Here is a 17,019-nt window from a genome sequence, read left to right on the forward strand (position 1 = left end):
TCCCGTTCGCCCAAGCAGGCTAGTCTGTCTCGGCTGCTAATTGGGAGAGGATGGATGTCCATCGACGCCGTTTTGACCGAGCTTACTTCGTTTCTAGGCGATCGGATGAGCCGCTCCAAGCCCGATCTGATGGAACACGGGCGTTCTGAAACGCATTTCGAGATGGTTTTGCCTGATCTGGTCGTCTGGCCAATCAGCACCGACGAAGTGTCCCGGATCATGACCCTCTGCCACAAACACGACATCGCCGTGACCCCTTTCGGGGTCGGAACCTCGCTTGAGGGGCATACCATTCCGCTGAAAGGCGGGGTGGTCATTGACCTGTCGCGGATGAACCGCCTGATCCAGGCGGACCCGGGCGACATGGTGGCCGTGGTGGAACCGGGGCTGACCCGCGAAGCGTTGAATGAAGAGCTTCGGGCAACGGGTTTGTTTTTCCCCGTCGACCCTGGCGCAAATGCCACATTGGGCGGCATGGCCTCAACCCGTGCCTCGGGAACCACAACCGTGCGCTATGGATCCATGCGTGACAATGTCCTTGGCCTGACCGTGGTTCTGGCAGATGGTCAGGTGATCAAAACCGGGTCGCGCGCAGCCAAATCAGCCGCAGGTTATGACCTGACCGCCCTGATGCTGGGTGCAGAAGGCACCCTGGGCGTGATCACCGAGCTGACATTGCGCCTGCATGGCACACCTGAGGCGATCAGCGCGGGCGTTTGCGCCTTTCCCGATCTGGCGTCAGCTGTCGCCACCGTGCAGCAGGTGATCCAGATGGGTATTCCTGTGGCCCGGATCGAGTTTCTGGACGAAGCCAGCACCGGCGCCATCAATCGCTATGCCGGTCTCGACCTGCCGCTCTGCCCGCATCTTTTTGTCGAATTTCATGGCAGCGACAATGCCGTTGCAGACGCGGTGCAGGATTTCTCGGATATTGCCGACGATTTTGGGGCCGCCGGCTTTGAAAGTGCCACGCGCACCGAAGATCGCAACCGGCTATGGAAGATCCGCCACAACGCCTTTTACGCCCTGACAGCGCTGAAGCCAGGTGCCAAGGCGATGGTAACGGATATCTGTGTGCCGATCTCGAAACTTGCGCAGGCGGTTGAGGAGACCCGGCAGGATATTGCGGCCTCACATATGCCCGGCCCCATATTAGGACATGTGGGGGACGGGAATTTCCATGCAATCTTGTTGTTGGAAGAGGGCAACAAGGAGGACTGGACAACGGCAAAGGCCCTTGTGAAACGCATGGCGGACCGGGCGATTTCCCTTGGCGGAACGATCACGGGAGAACATGGGGTCGGCATGGGCAAGCTGAGCCTGATGGAGGCGGAACATGGACCGGCCTGGGAGGTCATGGGGACGCTGAAACAGGCGCTTGATCCGAAGGGCATTCTGAACCCGGGGAAGCTGGTTCCACCGGTTCACGGGTAACCTGAAGCGTTTCAGCGTCAACCTGAGACAGGGAAAGGCCGAACCGCAGCAAGAAACATCAAGGTCGTGGGCTTTCGCAACAAACCTGCGTGTCAGGTTTATCCCGAAATGCTGTAACCCCCTCATCTGTCGCTCGCGCTTCGGGACTGCCGCGCCAAGGGGCTCTGCCCCTCGCCTCTTTGAGGCTCACCCCGGATATTTCTAACCAGAAAATATGGCGGGCGGTGGCGGCTTATCCGTTCAGGAGTTCCTGTGCCGCAGCTTTGGCAGCGGGGGTGATCGTATCGCCAGAGATCATCCGGGCGAGTTCATCCACGCGTTCCTTTGCGCAAAGCGGCACCACGGTGGACAGGGTCATGCCATCTGTCACCGATTTTTGCACCCGCCAGTGATGATCACCGAGGGCAGCCACTTGCGGTGAGTGCGTTACCACCAGCACCTGCCCTCCATCAGACAGGGATTTCAGGCGGCGGCCCACCGCATCAGCAGTGGCGCCCCCGACCCCACGGTCGATTTCGTCAAAGATCATTGTCAGCCCATCGGCGTCGCGGGTCAGGCAAACTTTGAGCGCCAGCAGGAAACGGCTGAGTTCGCCACCGGAGGCGATTTTGTTCAGAGGGCCGGACGGTGCCCCCGGATTGGTGGCCACGGTGAAGGTGACGACATCTGTCCCCTCCGGCCCCGGATCTGTTGGTGTCAGTTGGGTGGTGAACACGGCGCGTTCCATTTTCAACGGGGCGAGCTCCGTGCCCATGGCGCTGTCAAGAGAACGGGCCGCCTTCTGTCGCGTGGCATGCAGGGCCGTCGCCGCAAGGTCATAGCTTTCCTGAGCCTCGGCCACCGCGCGTTCCAGGGCGGCAATCTGGTCCACCCCGGCATCAAGCGCGTTCAGACGCTCACGCAGCACCTCGGCATGGGCGCCCAATTCATCGGGTTGCACCTGATATTTGCGGGCAAGACCGCGAATTGCAAAAAGGCGCTCTTCGATCTCTTCAAGCTCATGTGGGTTGAAGGTCAGCTGGTCAAGTGTTGCTTCGACATGAACGATGGCATCGGACAGCTCTGCCATGGCGCGGCCAAGCGATTGGATCGGCTCATCAAGACTGTCCCCGGCCTGATCGACCACCCCTTCGAGCCAGCGCAGCGCATCTCCCATCCGGGCCTCGGCCCCCTCTCCAATCGCCCCCATGGCCTGATGGGCACGCTGGATATCCTCACCGATTTTCTCGGACGCCTGCATCATGCGGCGGCGCTGATCCAGTTCGGCATCTTCGCCGGGTTGCGGATCGAGCTTGTCGAATTCCTCAACCGCATGGCGCAAGAAATCCTCTTCCGCCCGGGCTGCCTCCAGCGCAGCGCGGGCCTCTGACAGAGCGGTCTGTGCAGAGGACAGTTTGCGCCAGGCGCTGCGGGTGTCAGAACGCACCCCCTCCAACCCACCAAAGGCATCCAGAAGCTGGCGATGCACGCGCGGGTTCAGAAGGCCCCGATCATCCTGCTGGCCATGCAATTCAATCAAACAGTCGGAAAGCGCGCGCAACACATCGCCTGAGACCCTGCGATCATTGACCCAAGCCGTTTTGCGCCCATCGGCACGATTGACCCGGCGCAGGATCACCTCGCCATCGGCCTCGATACCGGCCTCGGCCAACACGGCACGGGCGGGATGGTCTTGTGGCAGATCGAACTCGGCCGTCACCTCCCCCTGATCCGCCCCGGAGCGCACCAGATCCGCGCGCCCGCGCCAGCCCAGGACAAAGCCAAGACTGTCGAGCAGGATGGATTTTCCCGCCCCGGTTTCCCCGGTCAGCACGTTCAAACCCGGCTGAAACTCAAGTTCCAGCCGGTCGATGATCAGAATGTCGCGGATATCCAGACCGCGCAGCATCAGGCCATGCCTTTCATGCGGATGCCCCCATTTGCCGCGATCAGAGCCATTTGCCCTGGATCAGTTGGCGATGGATCGCGGTCAGCCAATTGTCACCTTTCGGTGCGGCCTCCAGCCCGGACTGTGTCAGCAGGCGATAGCTGCTTTCATACCATTCGGTGGACCGGAAGTTATAGCCGAGAATGGCCCCTGCGGTCTGTGCTTCATCTGTCAGACCAAGGGCAAGGTAGCTTTCCACCAAGCGGTGCAGCGCCTCGGCCACCTGCGTGGTGGTCTGGAACTTTTCCACCACAACCCGGAACCGGTTGATCGACGCCACATAATGCTTGCGCTTGAGGTAATACCGACCGATTTCCATTTCCTTGGCGGCAAGGTGATCAAAGGCGAGATCAAATTTCAAAATGGCCGATTTTGCATATTCCGTGTCCGGGTAGATCTCGATCACCGCGCGCAGGGCCTGCAGCGCCTGGAAGGTCAGGCCCTGATCCCGCCCCACTTCATCAATCTGGTCGTAATAGCTGAGCGCCAGAAGATACTGTGCATACGCGGCGTCATCATCCGCAGGATAAGTATCAATGAACCGCTGCGCAGTGGCGCGGGACAGTTCATATTCCTTGTTCTTGTGATAGGAGAAGGCCTGCATGATCAGCGCGCGCTTGGCCCATTGGGAATAGGGGTAAAGGCGCTCTACCTCACCAAACCATTTGGCGGAAAGCTTGGGTTTACCACGTTCCAGATCATATTCGCCGCGCTTGAAGATCTCTTCTGCGGTCCATTCCTCGATCGGTTTTTCAACGGGCCGTTGGGATTCGCCAAAAACCCCCGAGAACCATCCACCGCCCCCGGTCGAGCTGGCACTGCCGCCTCCCGAACAGGCGGACAGAAAAACTCCGGTCAAAACAACCGCAGAAACGGCTTTCATCAGATGGACACTGATCATAATAGGCGCCTACCCCGTAACTCAATTCGAAGATCGGAAAATTCCCCGCTACAGGCATGTCCTAGCACAGAATTTTGCGGTGCAAAATGGCCTTACGCGGGTTTTTCGCGACTTGTCGCCGATCCGCCGCTTGGCAGGTCCGGACTGGTTGCACAGAAAGACCCGAAGCGCGGGTTTCAGGCGGTCAGCGGCAGGTCGGATTTTACCACCCCTACCCCCGGCAACAATTTCGCAGCCTCATGGCCGAGCATCACAAGCCGCCAAGCTTCCGGTTGATCAAACAGCGCGCGCAGCAGTTTGTTGGTCATGGCATGGCCCGCTTTGTGACCAATATAGCGCCCCATCAAAGGCGCCCCTGCAAGATACAGATCCCCCAGTGCGTCCAGCATTTTGTGGCGCACAGCTTCATCCTTGCGGCGCAGCCCCCCCGGAGAGAGAATATCGTCCCCATCCACCACAACAGCGTTTTCATAGGTGCCCCCAAGGGCAAGCCCGGCGGCACGCATTGCATCGACATCTGCCTGACGACAGAAGGTCCGGCAATCGGACAGCTCGCGCACGAAATTGCCATTGGACAGGTTCAGGGATTTGTCCTGTGTGCCAATGGCAGCATCCGGGAAGGAAATATGGAAATCCATCTCGAACCCTTCGGCGGGGGCAAGCCTGGCCCAGGCGTCCCCTTCACGATATTCGACCGGTGACAGGATCTTGATCACACGGACAGGGGCATTCAGCTCACGCACACCAGCGCGGATCAATCCCTCAACAAAACGGGACGAACTGCCGTCGAGAATCGGCACTTCCGGCCCATCAATCTCCACCAGGGCGTTATGAATTCCACAGCCCGCCAGTGCCGCCATGATATGTTCGATGGTCGACACCTCAGTCCCCGCATCATTGCGGATCAAGGTGCACAGGCGCGATGGAACCACCGACGCCCAATGGGCGGGAATCAGATTGTCCTGATCGTGAATATCAACCCGTTTGAACCAGATCCCGTATTCCGCCGAAGCCGGTCGCACAGTCATGCGCACGGGGCGCCCGGAGTGAAGGCCGGTGCCCGAAAAGGTAACAGAGCTGGTAAGCGTGGTTTGCACGAAGCACCTCGTAGATTGGCTTTGCGGCTCCTGTAGGGGAGTGCCCCCATTCCGCGCCTTTTGGGTAAAGCTTCACGCGACGAACAACAATTCAATCATTTGTAACGGTTTGAAACATGGTGACCTAATGGTAAACCGCCAGCCCTCACATCAGGCAAAACCAAGCTATCATATTGTTAATAATATAAAAAACGGCCGCACTGTGGCGGCCGAATTTCGTATTCACATCCCAGATCGGCAAGGAATTGCCGAACCTGAAACAAGGTTTCAGTTGGCCTGACGACGCAGGAAAGCAGGAATTTCCACTTTTTCCTGTTCGGCATCCATCTGCGGTTGCTGTGCCGGACGTGCGATAGGCGCTTCCACCGCTGGCTCGGGACGGGCGGCAGCGCCCTCAACAGCACCCGCTCCGGTCATCCGGTTGATCAGCGAATTGATACCAAAGCGCGGCTTTTCAGCAGCGTGCGGCTGCGCCGTGGGGCGAGCTTGCGGTTGCGGCTGGGCAGCGGCGCGCGGCTGGTTCTGAACCGCAGCCTGCAGACGGGCCAAGGCCTCCGGTGACGGGGTACCCGGTGCCGGGGGTTTGGGCGCAGTGAACTGTGCCACGGCAGGTTCGTCTTCGTAGTAATGATCAACCGGTGCGGACTGGACCGGTGCCTGAGTAGGCGCCTGTGCAACAGCCGGTTGCGGCTGGTAGGCCGGCGGCGGCAAATCACCACCCGCGCTTTCTGCCGGGAAGACGTTTTCCGCCTGCTCTTCTGCAGCAGCTTCGGTCGCGTTCAACTCGCTCCCGAACAGCGACGGCTCAGCCGGGGCTGTAGCGGCTTCAACCGGAGCTTCGAACTTTTCTTCCACGGCCAGCGGCGTTTGCAGCGGCTCTGCCAGACGACGACGCGGCACCGGCATTTCCTGCGGTGCTTCGACAGCGTCGATACCGGTGGCAACAACCGAAACGCGCATCCCACCTTCCATATCGTTGTCGAGGGTCGAGCCCACGATGATATTGGCATCCTGATCCACTTCTTCGCGGATACGGTTCGCGGCTTCGTCCAGTTCGAACAGGGTCAGGTCATAACCGCCGGTGATGTTGATCAGCACACCTTTGGCGCCGCGCAGCGAAATCTCATCCAGGAGCGGGTTGGCAATCGCCTTCTCGGCGGCCTGAACCGCACGGTCTTCGCCGGTCGCCTCGCCGGTGCCCATCATCGCCTTGCCCATTTCGTCCATCACGGCGCGCACATCGGCAAAGTCGAGGTTGATCAGGCCCGGGCGGACCATCAGGTCGGTCACGCCTTTCACGCCCTGATACAGAACGTCATCAGCCATCGAGAAGGCTTCGGTGAAGGTGGTCTTTTCATTGGCCAGACGGAACAGGTTCTGGTTGGGGATGATGATCAGCGTATCGACCATCTTCTGCAGCTGCTCCACACCGTCTTCGGCCTGTTTCATCCGCTTGGCGCCTTCGAACTGGAACGGCTTGGTGACAACACCAACGGTCAGAACACCCAGTTCCCGCGCGGCTTGCGCGATGATCGGCGCAGCCCCGGTCCCGGTGCCGCCGCCCATACCAGCCGTGATGAAGCACATATGTGCCCCGGCCAGATGATCCACGATCTGTTCGATGCTTTCTTCGGCTGCCGCCGCCCCGACCGTGGCGCGAGCACCAGCGCCCAGCCCTTCGGTAACTTTCACACCCATCTGGATGCGGTCCTTGGCGCGCGAATGCTGCAGCGCCTGAGCGTCAGTATTGGCGACGACAAACTCGACGCCCTCAAGCTCTTTCTCGATCATGTTGTTGACCGCGTTGCCACCAGCACCGCCCACGCCAAACACCGTGATCCGAGGTTTCAATTCTTCCTGACCAGGCATGGTAAGGTTCAATGTCATGATCTGTCCGCCTGTTAATCTGCGTGCTGCGCGGCGTCTTTGTCCTGCGTCAGCATGGTGTGTTCTTGTCGGCGTGAATCGCCGGTGACTGCCTCTTTTCAGCCACAATACCGCAAAAGCAGTATGGTCGTCACGCACCAATTGAAGTGAAAGACGCAAAATGTGGGAAAACCCGCTGTTTTATCAGCAGGATTTCGCCACTCACACAAGGTTTTGGGATTACCAGTTGTCCTTGAACCACTTCATCGCGCGCTTCAGGCTGCGGGCGGGATAACTCTCTGCGGGAATTTCGAAATCCCACCACTCGTCCTGCGGGTGCGCCGCAAACAGGCACAGCCCGACGGCAGAGGCAAATCCGGCCCCCGTTGCCGCCTGTGGCAGCCCCTGCACCCGAAGCGGGCGCCCAATGCGCACTTGCTGACCGAGGATTTTCGGCGCGAGGCCATCCAGGCCGGGAATTTGGCTGCCCCCGCCGGTCAGGACGATCTGTTGACTGGGCAAATGGTCAAACCCGGCCGCATCCAGACAGGCGCGCACCTCTTCCAGGATCTCTTCGACCCGTGGGCGCATGATGCCAATAAGTTCGGCCCGGCTGACGGTGCGCCGGTCATGTTCCCAGTCTCCGGTGTCCCCACCGATCTCGATCATCTCGCGGTCATCCATGCCGGTCGCCACAACGCCACCGTAAAAAGACTTTATTCTTTCGGCGGTTGCGAGTGATACTTGAAGTCCTTTTGAGATGTCGGAAGTCACATGATCCCCGCCCAGCCGCACGCTGTCGGCATAGATCATGTGCTTTTTCATGAAAATCGAGACCCCCGTGGCCCCACCGCCCATATCAATACAGGCCGCCCCCAGCTCTCGTTCGTCTTCAACCAGGGCAGAGATGCCCGAGACATAGGCCGAACTGGCCAGCCCGGCCACTTCCAGATCACAACGTTTGATGCAGTAACACAGGTTCTGCACCACGGCGCTGTCAACCGTCAGCAGATGCATGTCCACCGCAAGGCGGCTGCCCACCTGCCCGCGCGGATCGGACAAGCCAGAGCGATGATCGAGTGCAAAATTGACCGGCTGGGCATGCAGCACCTCGCGCCCGGATCCAAAATCCGGCACATCGCAAGAGGCCAGCACGCGTGCCACATCATCTTCACTGACCGCGCGTTCGCCCAGATCCACGGCCCCGGCCAGCCCGTAGGAGCGCGGATTGGCCCCAGAGAAACAGGCAATGACGTGGTCCACCCGCACATTGGCCATTTTCTGCGCGGCCTGCACTGCGGTGCGGATGGCGCGTTCGGTTTCGGCCATGGCGTCGATCTCACCAAAGCGCACACCGCGTGAGCGGGTTGTGGCTGCTCCGATCACCCGAAAGGCGCTTTGCCCGGCCAGACTGCCGACACCATCCCCTTCGCGAAACTGTTCGCTGCCGTCAAACCGCAAGACAAGGCAGCCAATTTTGGAGGTTCCCACATCGAGAATGGCTATCACACCGCGCTGCATCGCTGCTTCGCGCATGGATCGCATGGCGCGCTGCTGAACGTAAAGATCGGTCATTCGGTGGCCTCTTCTGTTTCCAATCCCCTGATCCGGCGCAGCTCTTCGGTTGCGTCGGATCCAAGACGCAGCGTCGGGCGCAACGGGGTTCGCATATCGATGGCAGTCACATTGCGTGCCAGAAGGTCCTGGGCCTGATCAAGAGCCAAGACCTGTTCCAGCGCAAAAACCGGCTGATTTTCCGGCAGCATGATCCGCTGATCCTTGGTGAGCATCAGATCCCAGCGCCGTTCCCCCACGCGCACGAGGCCCCGCAGCCGGTCGGCAAGCGGTCCTGCGGTCGCAATGATACGAAGCGCTTCTTCCACCGCCTTGTCCGCCCCAACCCCCGCAATCATCGGCAGGTCGGCGCGGGCGGCACGGCCTGTCAGGCTGGCGACCCGGTGACCGGACCGGTCCAGCAGCTCAAGCTGTCCCTGTGATCGCCACACCACAACGGGGTCGCGTTCGCTGATCACAACTTCAAGCACCCCCCCGGGACGAATGCGCAGCTCCGCATTGGCCACCACGTCCAGCTTCATGATTTCTTCGCGCATCACCTCAAGATCAAGGTCGAACGAGGAGATCGGGAAGTCGATTGGCAGGAGCATGCGCACCGCGTCATCCACAATCGGGCTTGCCCCTTCCACGGCCATCAGCTTGACCATGAATTCCGGGCGTTCCTGGACGGACCTTTTGATATCGGTGATTTTTTCACCAATCGCGTAACGATTGGTGGGGTTTGAGAAATACCACCCCGCCATCAGCAGGATCAGAAACACTGGCAGCCCCACCCGCAGGGTGGCGCGAAAGAGCGGTGTCAGCCACAGGCGATTGATCTTATAGGCGATACGAGACGGGGCGGGGTCGCGGCGCACGGGCGCCCCCCCATGACCGGACGGGGACACCGGCGGTTTCGACCTGTGCGTCAACGATTGCATGACGCGTCCTCCACCATCCAGGCGCACAGCTGACCGAAACTCATGCCGCAATGGGCGGCCTGTTCAGGGACGAGCGAGGTGGGGGTCATGCCCGGTTGGGTATTGGTCTCAAGCAGGACCAGACCCTCAAGCCCGCGCGCCTCGTCCCAACGGAAATCGGTGCGGCTGACGCCCCTGCATCCCAGCGCCTCATGGGCCCGCAGCGCGTAGTCGAGGCAGGCGGCCTCGATCTCGGCGGGGATATTTGCGGGGATGTCATGGCGCGAGCCCCCCTCGGCATATTTAGCGTCGTAATCATACCAGCCATCGGTGATGATATCGGTCACCGCCAGCGCCCTGCCATCCATGACGGTGGTGGTCAGTTCGCGCCCCGGCGCATAGGTTTCCACCATCACGGTCTGCGGCATGCTATCGGCGAGCTGCGGCGGAGTATTCGCGCCCTCGTTGACGATATAAATCCCGACCGAGCTGCCTTCGTTATAGGGTTTGACCACATAGGGCGGCGCCATCACATGACACGACTTCACCTCGTCCCGGTCCGCAAGAACCGAGGTCATGACCGGAAGACCCGCAGCACGGAACACCTCTTTCGCGCGTTCCTTGTCCATCGCAAGCGCAGAAGCCAGCACCCCGGAATGGGTATAGGGAAGCCCCATCCATTCCAAGATCCCCTGCACACAGCCATCTTCGCCCCAGCGTCCATGCAGCGCGTTGAATACCACGTCGGGCTTGAGATCTTTCAGGCGTTCCACCAGATCGGGGCCGGCATCCAGCTCGATCACGTCAATGCCTTCCCCCCGCATGGCCTCGGCGCATTCACGCCCACTGGTCAGCGACACCTCGCGTTCCGCCGAGGGGCCACCCATCAAGACCACGACCTTTGGGGCTGCCTGTTTTGCCTTGCCCGTCATAATGCCTCTGTCCCGGGCCAAATTGACCCTGTTATTCAGACAGTTACCCCCTGCCCGGAAGCAATGCCCAATGAATTTTCAGGAGGCTGCTCTGCCTCTTCAAATATCGGAAAAGCCGTGCTTTTCCCACGCGCTTGGCCCGATTATTTTTGTGCCGGTTCGCCTACGCGCATGATTTCCCATTCTAGCTGTATCCCGCTATGATCGTAAACCTTTTTTCGCACCGCTTCGCCCAAGCCTTCAAGGTCGGCAGCGGTGGCATTGCCGATATTGGTCAGGAAGTTGGAATGCATCTGGTTCATCTGTGCGCCCCCCAGGGTGGCGCCCCGCAGGCCCGCCTCATCAATCACTTTCCAGGCTTTGAGCTCATGGCTGTCATCAGCGCGCCCGGTTGAACTGAACCCCGCCGGATTGCGAAAAGTGCTGCCGGCAGTGCGATCTTTGGTCGGTTGCGTTTCGTCACGCTTTTTCAGCTGAGCATCCATATGGGCGGCCAGCTCCTCCGGGTCGCCCTCGGGGGCCTCAAAGGTGGCGCTGGTGATCACCCACCCGTCGGGCAGATCGGTCTGGCGATACTGGAAGTTCAGATCTTCCGCGGTGAGCGTGACCCTCTCCCCCGTCCGGGTAATGGCCTGCGCGCTGACAAAGACATCCGCAACATAGGAGCCATAGCAGCCCGCATTCATCCGCACGGCCCCGCCAATCGCTCCGGGGATGGTGCGCAGAAAGGTCAGGTCCCGCCCTGCTGCTGCCGCCTTGCGCGCCACATGCGCATCAAGGGCCGCAACGCCTGCGGTGACGCGCGGTCCGTCGATGGCGATCTCATTGAACCCGCGCCCCATGCGGATCACCACGCCGCGAATGCCACCGTCGCGCACGATCAGGTTCGACCCGACCCCCATCGGAAAAACGGGGATGTCCGCGTCAAGCTGGGTCAGAAACTGGGCCAGATCATCCTCATCTGCTGGCATGAACAGCCACTCAGCCGGACCGCCAACACGCAGCCAGGTCAGCCCGGCCAATTCGCGCTCGGCCATCAACTGCCCTCGAATATCAATCTGATCAGGCCGCGCCATCCCCTGCCCCTTTGATGAGTTTCACAATCCGTCGCCCCAGATAAATCACGGGCCAGCGTAAGACAACCATGCCGATGGCCAGAACAAACAGAGCAGCACCGACCCCGTGCTCCCACCAGGCAAGCGCCACAATGGGTGCGCCCAGAGGCATCAGCGCATAGGCCAACGGCCAGTGTTTGCGCGCAGATGGCCGCATCGAGGCAAGCTTGGCACCGATGATCCAGAGGCAGGCAAGAAGCAGGGTCCAGCTCATGATTTTGTCACCACTTTGCCAAGCAGGTAAGAGAGTGGGCGGCGAAACAACGACACGATGGCAAAAGTCGCAGGCACGGTCCAGAGCCAGCCATGGGTGGCCCCGATCCAGACAATCAGCGCCGGCCCCGCCAGTAAGAGCGCCGCACCCGGGGCAAATTGCGCCCTCATCGGCAAAAAGGCCACCAAGGTTGCGATCACCACCCAAAGGCAGGCAAGGATCAGCGGCAGGCTCATGCGCGGTCCTGTCCGGCCGGGTTATGCATTCAGCTTGCCCGGCAGGGCGTTGGCCCAGGCGCTGATGGTGCCGGCACCCAGACAGACCACCATATCACCGGGTTTCGCCTCATCCCGGACCAGGTCAATCAGATCCTCTTCGCAGGAAATCGCACGGGCGTGGCGGTGGCCGTGACGCACGAGGCCCGCCACCAGATCGTCACGGGATGCACCTACAATCGGCTCTTCACCCGCGGCAAATACATCCGCAATACCAACCACATCCGCTTCGTTGAAACAGGCGCAGAAATCTTCGAACAGATCATGAAGCCGCGTGTAGCGGTGCGGTTGATGCACCGCGATGACCCGCCCTTCGCTGGCCTGACGGGCCGCTTTCAGGACGGCGGCGATTTCCACCGGATGGTGGCCGTAATCGTCGATAATGGTGACCCCGTTCACCTCTCCTACCTTGGTAAAGCGGCGGTTCACGCCCCCAAAAGCCGCGAGGGCTGCGCGGATTTCATCTCGCTTCATGCCCAGATGGCGGGCCACGGCCACGGCGGACAGGGCGTTTGACACGTTATGATCGCCGGGCATCGGCAGGGTGCAGCCTTCGATCCGGCTACCTTCGGAATGCAGTTCGATGTCGAAATGCGCAATGCCACCTTTGTAATGCAGGTTCACGGCCCGCACATCTGCCTGCGCGTTGAACCCATAGGTCACAACCCGGCGGTCGGTGACTTTGCCCACCAGCGCCTGCACCTCGGGGTGATCGGTGCAACAGACGGCCAGCCCGTAAAACGGGATGTTCGAGACGAAATCAAGGAAGCCTTGGCGCAGCGTGTCAAAGTCGCCCCAATGCTCCATATGCTCCGGGTCGATATTGGTGACGATGGCGATGGTTGCGGGCAGGCGGTTGAAGGTCCCGTCACTTTCATCAGCCTCAACCACCATCCATTCGCCCTGCCCCATGCGGGCGTTGGATCCATAGGCATGGATGATGCCGCCATTGATCACCGTGGGGTCGATATGGCCATGAACCAGAAGCTCGGCCACCATGGTGGTGGTGGTGGTTTTGCCGTGGGTTCCGGCCACCGCAATATTGGATTTCAGGCGCATCAGCTCGGCCAGCATTTCAGCCCGGCGCACCACCGGCAGGCCACGGGCACGGGCGGTATCCAGTTCGGGATTGCCCGGTTTGATGGCCGAGGAAATCACCACAACTTCGGCATGTTCCAGATTTTCAGCTTTCTGTCCGATAAAGACCTCAGCCCCCAGATCCTCCAGCCGCTTGGTAATCTTGGTTGATTTCAGGTCCGACCCCTGCACCCGATAACCATGGTTGAGCAAGACCTCGGCAATGCCCGACATGCCGATACCGCCGATACCGACAAAGTGAATTGCACCCATTTCGGTGGGCAGTTTGGTAGCGGCTGCGTTCATTGTGTTTGTCCTGTAAGCGTTTCAACCAGCGCAACAAGGCGCGCGGTGGCATCAGGAATTCCCTGCGAAAGCGCGGCGCGCGCCATTTGGCTGGCGCCCTCGGGGTGTTCCAATACATTGGCAATCTGGACCGACAGAAGACCCGGATCCAGTTTGCTTTCGGGAATGAGGATCGCCGCCTGCGCATCCACCAGCCCGCGCGCATTGGCAGTCTGGTGATCTTCGGTTGCATGGGGATAGGGGATCAGGATCGACGGGCGCCCGATGACCGAAATATCCGCTACCGAGGAGGCGCCGGCCCGGCTGATCACAAGCTGCGCTTCGGACATGCGGCGGGGAATATCGGTGAAGAACGGCTGCACATCGGCGCGGATGCCATGTTCGTTATAAAAGGCGACCACTCGGTCATGATCTTCGTCCCGCGCCTGATGGCTGACCGAGACATGCCGGAGCAGGTGCCCCGGCAAGGCGGCAATCGCAGCCGGGACAGTGTCCGACAATGCCCGCGCGCCCTGACTTCCGCCCATGACCAGGATCGATATCGGGTAATCACCAGGCGCGATATAAGGCGCGCCTGCGCGTTCCAGAACCGCAGCACGCACCGGGTTTCCCGTGTGCTCCGCCCCTGCCCCTTCGGGTAATGCGGTGGGCCATGTGCCGCAGGCAACCACATCCACCCGGGTGGCAAAGCGTTTGTTCACCCGCCCGAGAACACCGTTCTGTTCATGGATCATCCGAGGCAGGCCCAGCATCCAGGCCGCCCCGATCGCGGGAATGGAGGGATAGCCGCCAAAGCCCACCACGGCCGCAGGGCGATCGCGCCGCAGACGCAGGGCCATGGACAGAACACCCCCGGCAATTTTCAACGGCACCAGTGCTTTTGCCACGACACCGCCACGCGCAAATGTGGCCGAGCTGACCTCCTCCACCTCAACAACATGGGGAAATCCGCCTGTATAGCGGGCACCGCGGGCGTCCGTGGACAGCTTTACCCGCCATCCCTTGCGCAACATGGCTTCAGCCAGGGCCTGCGCGGGAAACATATGCCCCCCGGTCCCTCCGGCAGCGATCACAAGAAGAGGTTGCGTGTCTGACATGTTTTCGGCCTGCTCAGTGACGGTGGTTAAAGACATCCTGCATCCGGCCCTGCGGCCGTGTGCGGGTGAAAGCCAGGAGCATACCCAAAGCCACGCCGCCTGCAATAAGCGAGGATCCGCCGTAGCTCACGAAGGGCAAAGTCATGCCTTTGGCCGGAAGAAGGCGCACTGCGACCCCCATATTGATCAGCGCCTGAACCCCGAAGATCGAGGCCAGCCCAGCCCCCGCCAGTCGGATGAACGTATCACGTTCCTGAATAAGCCGCATAAAGCTGCGCACCACGATGGTGGCGTAAAGCGCGATAATAACCAGCACCAGAAGAAGGCCGTATTCCTCGGCCGCGACCGCGATGATGAAATCTGTATGGGCATCAGGCAGGGACCATTTCACCTGCCCCTCACCCACGCCCACACCAAAGAACCCACCTTCGCGGATGGCATTGGTGGCATAGCCCAGCTGGGTGGTCGGATCGACCTCCGGGTTCAGGAAACCATCGATGCGGCGGGCAACATGTTCGGAGTTGTTATAAGCAACACTCATGCCCAGCACGGTCACCCCCACCAGGGAAACCAGCACCAGAATGGGCGCACCGGCGAGGAAATACATCACCCCCCAGGCAAAGGCGATCAGCGCGGCCTGGCCATAATCCGGTTGGGTGACCAGAAAGGCGACAATCACCATCAATAGCCCCAGTGACATTGCTCGTCCCGGCGGTCCGTTCAATTCGTAACTGGCGGCCATCAGCCAGGCGGCCACGATCACGAAACCGGGCTTGAGAAACTCGGACGGCTGCACCGAGGCAAAGCCCAGCGAATACCAGCGCACCGCCCCTTTGCCGAAATCCGTGCCCAGCACCGGCAACATCATCACTGCAACCATGGCAAAAGCAAACCCGATCACCCCCAGACGGCGCACCATTGTCGGGCTCATCATCGTGGTGGCGAACATCGCAACCAGCGCCATGGCTCCGAACACCAATTGCCGTTCGACATAGTGGAAATTGTCCAGCCCGTTGCGCTCAGCCAGCGGCGGAGACGCGGCCAGCCCCAACAGGATACCCAGACCAAACAGCACCAGAACACAGGTCACGGACCACCGATCCACTGTCCGCCACCAACGGGGAAGAATTGGATCGCCATCCCGCTTCGGGATCGCACCATATACCATTTCAGTCATGATCGCCGCCTGTCACTGCTTTAAAAACCGCTCGTTCTCTTTTGATTTCCCCGGGTTTTCATTGACTTCAGGCTCTGCGGCCCAACCGGAGACCCCCATCTTCCTGCGGGGGATTGTGAAAATCATAGCGCAGATTTCCCTTTGATGCCAGCACTTTATCTGGCTTTCACCATGCCATGCGCAAAGATCCGCGCGCGGTTCAGGACAGGGTAGAGCCGCGAACCTGTGCTTCGCGCCACAAGATCACCCCACCTGCCACAATCACGACCCCCGCGCCGATCAGGGTCTGCAGACTGGGCAGTTCCGAAAAGAACAGATAGCCAAACAGGATCGCAAAGATCATCGACGAATAGTCAAAAGGCGCAATCGTCGATGCATCCGCATATTTATAAGCGGTGGTCAAAAGCGCCTGCCCCACGGCTCCAAGACATCCCGCACCAAACAGAACGGCCCATTGCGGGCCAGTGGGCCAGTGCCAGCCGAAGGGAAGCGTCAAAAGCGCCGCCGCCGATGCGGTCAAAGCCGCATAGAGAACAACCGTCGACGGATGATCCCGCCCAACAAGGCGACGCACGAGGATCTTGGCAGCTGCCATGAAACAGGCCGCGCCCAGGGCCAGCATCGCCCCCAGGCTGCGCTGCGCTGCGGCCTCATCGCTGGCGCCTACCACCCCGCCCAGCTGGGGCCAGAGGATCACCAGCACGCCGATCAGCCCCGCCACCACTGCACTCACCCGAATAAGCCGCACCCGCTCTTTCAAAAAGATCACCGCAAAAATTGTGGTCAGGATCGGGGCAAAGAAGAAAAGCGCCGTGGCTTCGGGCAGGGGCAAGTAGGAGATGGCGGCAAAGGTCAGGCTCATTGCGCAGGCCCCCATCAGGCCCCGCATCAGATTGCCGCGCAGGTTTTCCGTCTTCAACACAACATGCAGCCGCCCCTGCCCTCCGATCCAGACAAGCAGAAAGGGGATCGACAGAAACGCGCGGAAAAACACAACTTCGGTCGGCGGCAGCGCCCCCTCCAGCGTCTTGATCAGGCTTTGCATCGACAGGATGAAACCCACGGAGGCGAGTTTAAGAAAAAGGCCAAAACCTTGTGACATATGTTTGCCTAAAGCTGTTTGGGTG

15 protein-coding genes are annotated in these 17,019 nt (G+C 60.4%); 1 reads left to right on the forward strand and 14 read right to left on the reverse strand.

Annotated elements, in window-relative coordinates; all coding sequences use genetic code 11:
- Positions 1-54: 54 nt before the first annotated feature.
- The gene (locus tag AKJ29_RS16120; protein ID WP_055192564.1) at positions 55-1,434 is read left to right on the forward strand and encodes an FAD-binding oxidoreductase; all 1,380 of its coding nucleotides are present in this window, start codon (positions 55-57) and stop codon (positions 1,432-1,434) included.
- Between the two features lie 232 nt (positions 1,435-1,666).
- Here AKJ29_RS16120 and recN read toward each other — a convergent pair whose 3' ends face one another.
- The 14 genes from recN to AKJ29_RS16190 all read right to left on the reverse strand — a co-directional run bounded on the left by recN (position 1,667) and on the right by AKJ29_RS16190 (position 16,994).
- Positions 1,667-3,322: a DNA repair protein RecN gene (gene recN, locus AKJ29_RS16125; protein ID WP_055192565.1), complete on the reverse strand. Its 1,656-nt coding sequence runs from the start codon at positions 3,320-3,322 to the stop codon at positions 1,667-1,669.
- Positions 3,323-3,362: 40 nt separating this feature from the next.
- On the reverse strand, positions 3,363-4,262 hold the full coding sequence (locus AKJ29_RS16130) for an outer membrane protein assembly factor BamD (protein ID WP_055192566.1): 900 nt from the start codon (positions 4,260-4,262) through the stop codon (positions 3,363-3,365).
- Between the two features lie 176 nt (positions 4,263-4,438).
- Entirely contained in the window at positions 4,439-5,359 is a 921-nt protein-coding gene (gene lpxC / locus AKJ29_RS16135) for a UDP-3-O-acyl-N-acetylglucosamine deacetylase (protein ID WP_055192567.1), read from the reverse strand.
- A 267-nt stretch (positions 5,360-5,626) separates the two neighbouring features.
- Positions 5,627-7,246: a cell division protein FtsZ gene (gene ftsZ / locus AKJ29_RS16140; protein WP_055192568.1), complete on the reverse strand. Its 1,620-nt coding sequence runs from the start codon at positions 7,244-7,246 to the stop codon at positions 5,627-5,629.
- A gap of 219 nt (positions 7,247-7,465) precedes the next feature.
- A complete protein-coding gene (gene ftsA, locus AKJ29_RS16145; protein ID WP_055192569.1) occupies positions 7,466-8,800 on the reverse strand; it encodes a cell division protein FtsA in 1,335 nt (444 codons plus the stop codon).
- Positions 8,797-9,720, reverse strand: a complete 924-nt coding sequence (locus AKJ29_RS16150) for a cell division protein FtsQ/DivIB (RefSeq protein WP_055192570.1) — start codon at positions 9,718-9,720, stop codon at positions 8,797-8,799. The genes ftsA and AKJ29_RS16150 overlap by 4 nt, the downstream gene beginning before the upstream one ends.
- Positions 9,708-10,586 (reverse strand): D-alanine--D-alanine ligase, encoded by an 879-nt coding sequence (locus AKJ29_RS16155; RefSeq protein WP_235477628.1) that lies wholly within the window; start codon positions 10,584-10,586, stop codon positions 9,708-9,710. Before AKJ29_RS16155 ends, AKJ29_RS16150 begins: the two co-directional genes overlap by 13 nt.
- A gap of 188 nt (positions 10,587-10,774) precedes the next feature.
- On the reverse strand, positions 10,775-11,707 hold the full coding sequence (murB, locus tag AKJ29_RS16160) for a UDP-N-acetylmuramate dehydrogenase (RefSeq protein ID WP_055192572.1): 933 nt from the start codon (positions 11,705-11,707) through the stop codon (positions 10,775-10,777).
- Positions 11,694-11,960, reverse strand: a complete 267-nt coding sequence (locus AKJ29_RS16165; RefSeq protein ID WP_055192573.1) for a DUF2484 family protein — start codon at positions 11,958-11,960, stop codon at positions 11,694-11,696. The genes murB and AKJ29_RS16165 overlap by 14 nt, the downstream gene beginning before the upstream one ends.
- Entirely contained in the window at positions 11,957-12,196 is a 240-nt protein-coding gene (locus AKJ29_RS16170) for a DUF2484 family protein (protein WP_055192574.1), read from the reverse strand. The genes AKJ29_RS16165 and AKJ29_RS16170 overlap by 4 nt, the downstream gene beginning before the upstream one ends.
- A gap of 21 nt (positions 12,197-12,217) precedes the next feature.
- Entirely contained in the window at positions 12,218-13,618 is a 1,401-nt protein-coding gene (murC, locus tag AKJ29_RS16175; RefSeq protein ID WP_055192575.1) for a UDP-N-acetylmuramate--L-alanine ligase, read from the reverse strand.
- Complete coding sequence (locus tag AKJ29_RS16180; protein WP_235477631.1) at positions 13,615-14,751, reverse strand: UDP-N-acetylglucosamine--N-acetylmuramyl-(pentapeptide) pyrophosphoryl-undecaprenol N-acetylglucosamine transferase; 1,137 nt, start codon at positions 14,749-14,751, stop codon at positions 13,615-13,617. Before AKJ29_RS16180 ends, murC begins: the two co-directional genes overlap by 4 nt.
- The gene (locus AKJ29_RS16185) at positions 14,729-15,892 is read right to left on the reverse strand and encodes a peptidoglycan glycosyltransferase FtsW (RefSeq protein ID WP_055192577.1); all 1,164 of its coding nucleotides are present in this window, start codon (positions 15,890-15,892) and stop codon (positions 14,729-14,731) included. The genes AKJ29_RS16180 and AKJ29_RS16185 overlap by 23 nt, the downstream gene beginning before the upstream one ends.
- A gap of 199 nt (positions 15,893-16,091) precedes the next feature.
- Positions 16,092-16,994 carry a DMT family transporter gene (locus tag AKJ29_RS16190; RefSeq protein ID WP_055192578.1) on the reverse strand — a complete coding sequence of 301 codons (903 nt, stop codon included), beginning with the start codon at positions 16,992-16,994 and terminating at the stop codon, positions 16,092-16,094.
- Positions 16,995-17,019 lie beyond the last annotated feature (25 nt).

Origin of the sequence: Aliiroseovarius crassostreae (assembly GCF_001307765.1) — a bacterium.
GTDB lineage: Bacteria > Pseudomonadota > Alphaproteobacteria > Rhodobacterales > Rhodobacteraceae > Aliiroseovarius > Aliiroseovarius crassostreae.

What these genes read in the sequence shown, in the direction of transcription:
- AKJ29_RS16120 (WP_055192564.1), top strand. Translation starts at nt 55, where the DNA reads ATGTCCATCGACGCCGTTTTGACCGAGCTTACTTCGTTTCTAGGCGAT.
- recN (WP_055192565.1), bottom strand. Translation starts at nt 3,322, where the DNA reads ATGCTGCGCGGTCTGGATATCCGCGACATTCTGATCATCGACCGGCTG.
- AKJ29_RS16130 (WP_055192566.1), bottom strand. Translation starts at nt 4,262, where the DNA reads ATGATCAGTGTCCATCTGATGAAAGCCGTTTCTGCGGTTGTTTTGACC.
- ftsZ (WP_055192568.1), bottom strand. Translation starts at nt 7,246, where the DNA reads ATGACATTGAACCTTACCATGCCTGGTCAGGAAGAATTGAAACCTCGG.
- ftsA (WP_055192569.1), bottom strand. Translation starts at nt 8,800, where the DNA reads ATGACCGATCTTTACGTTCAGCAGCGCGCCATGCGATCCATGCGCGAA.
- AKJ29_RS16150 (WP_055192570.1), bottom strand. Translation starts at nt 9,720, where the DNA reads ATGCAATCGTTGACGCACAGGTCGAAACCGCCGGTGTCCCCGTCCGGT.
- AKJ29_RS16155 (WP_235477628.1), bottom strand. Translation starts at nt 10,586, where the DNA reads ATGGGTGGCCCCTCGGCGGAACGCGAGGTGTCGCTGACCAGTGGGCGT.
- murB (WP_055192572.1), bottom strand. Translation starts at nt 11,707, where the DNA reads ATGGCGCGGCCTGATCAGATTGATATTCGAGGGCAGTTGATGGCCGAG.
- AKJ29_RS16165 (WP_055192573.1), bottom strand. Translation starts at nt 11,960, where the DNA reads ATGAGCTGGACCCTGCTTCTTGCCTGCCTCTGGATCATCGGTGCCAAG.
- AKJ29_RS16170 (WP_055192574.1), bottom strand. Translation starts at nt 12,196, where the DNA reads ATGAGCCTGCCGCTGATCCTTGCCTGCCTTTGGGTGGTGATCGCAACC.
- murC (WP_055192575.1), bottom strand. Translation starts at nt 13,618, where the DNA reads ATGAACGCAGCCGCTACCAAACTGCCCACCGAAATGGGTGCAATTCAC.
- AKJ29_RS16180 (WP_235477631.1), bottom strand. Translation starts at nt 14,751, where the DNA reads ATGTCTTTAACCACCGTCACTGAGCAGGCCGAAAACATGTCAGACACG.
- AKJ29_RS16185 (WP_055192577.1), bottom strand. Translation starts at nt 15,892, where the DNA reads ATGACTGAAATGGTATATGGTGCGATCCCGAAGCGGGATGGCGATCCA.
- AKJ29_RS16190 (WP_055192578.1), bottom strand. Translation starts at nt 16,994, where the DNA reads ATGTCACAAGGTTTTGGCCTTTTTCTTAAACTCGCCTCCGTGGGTTTC.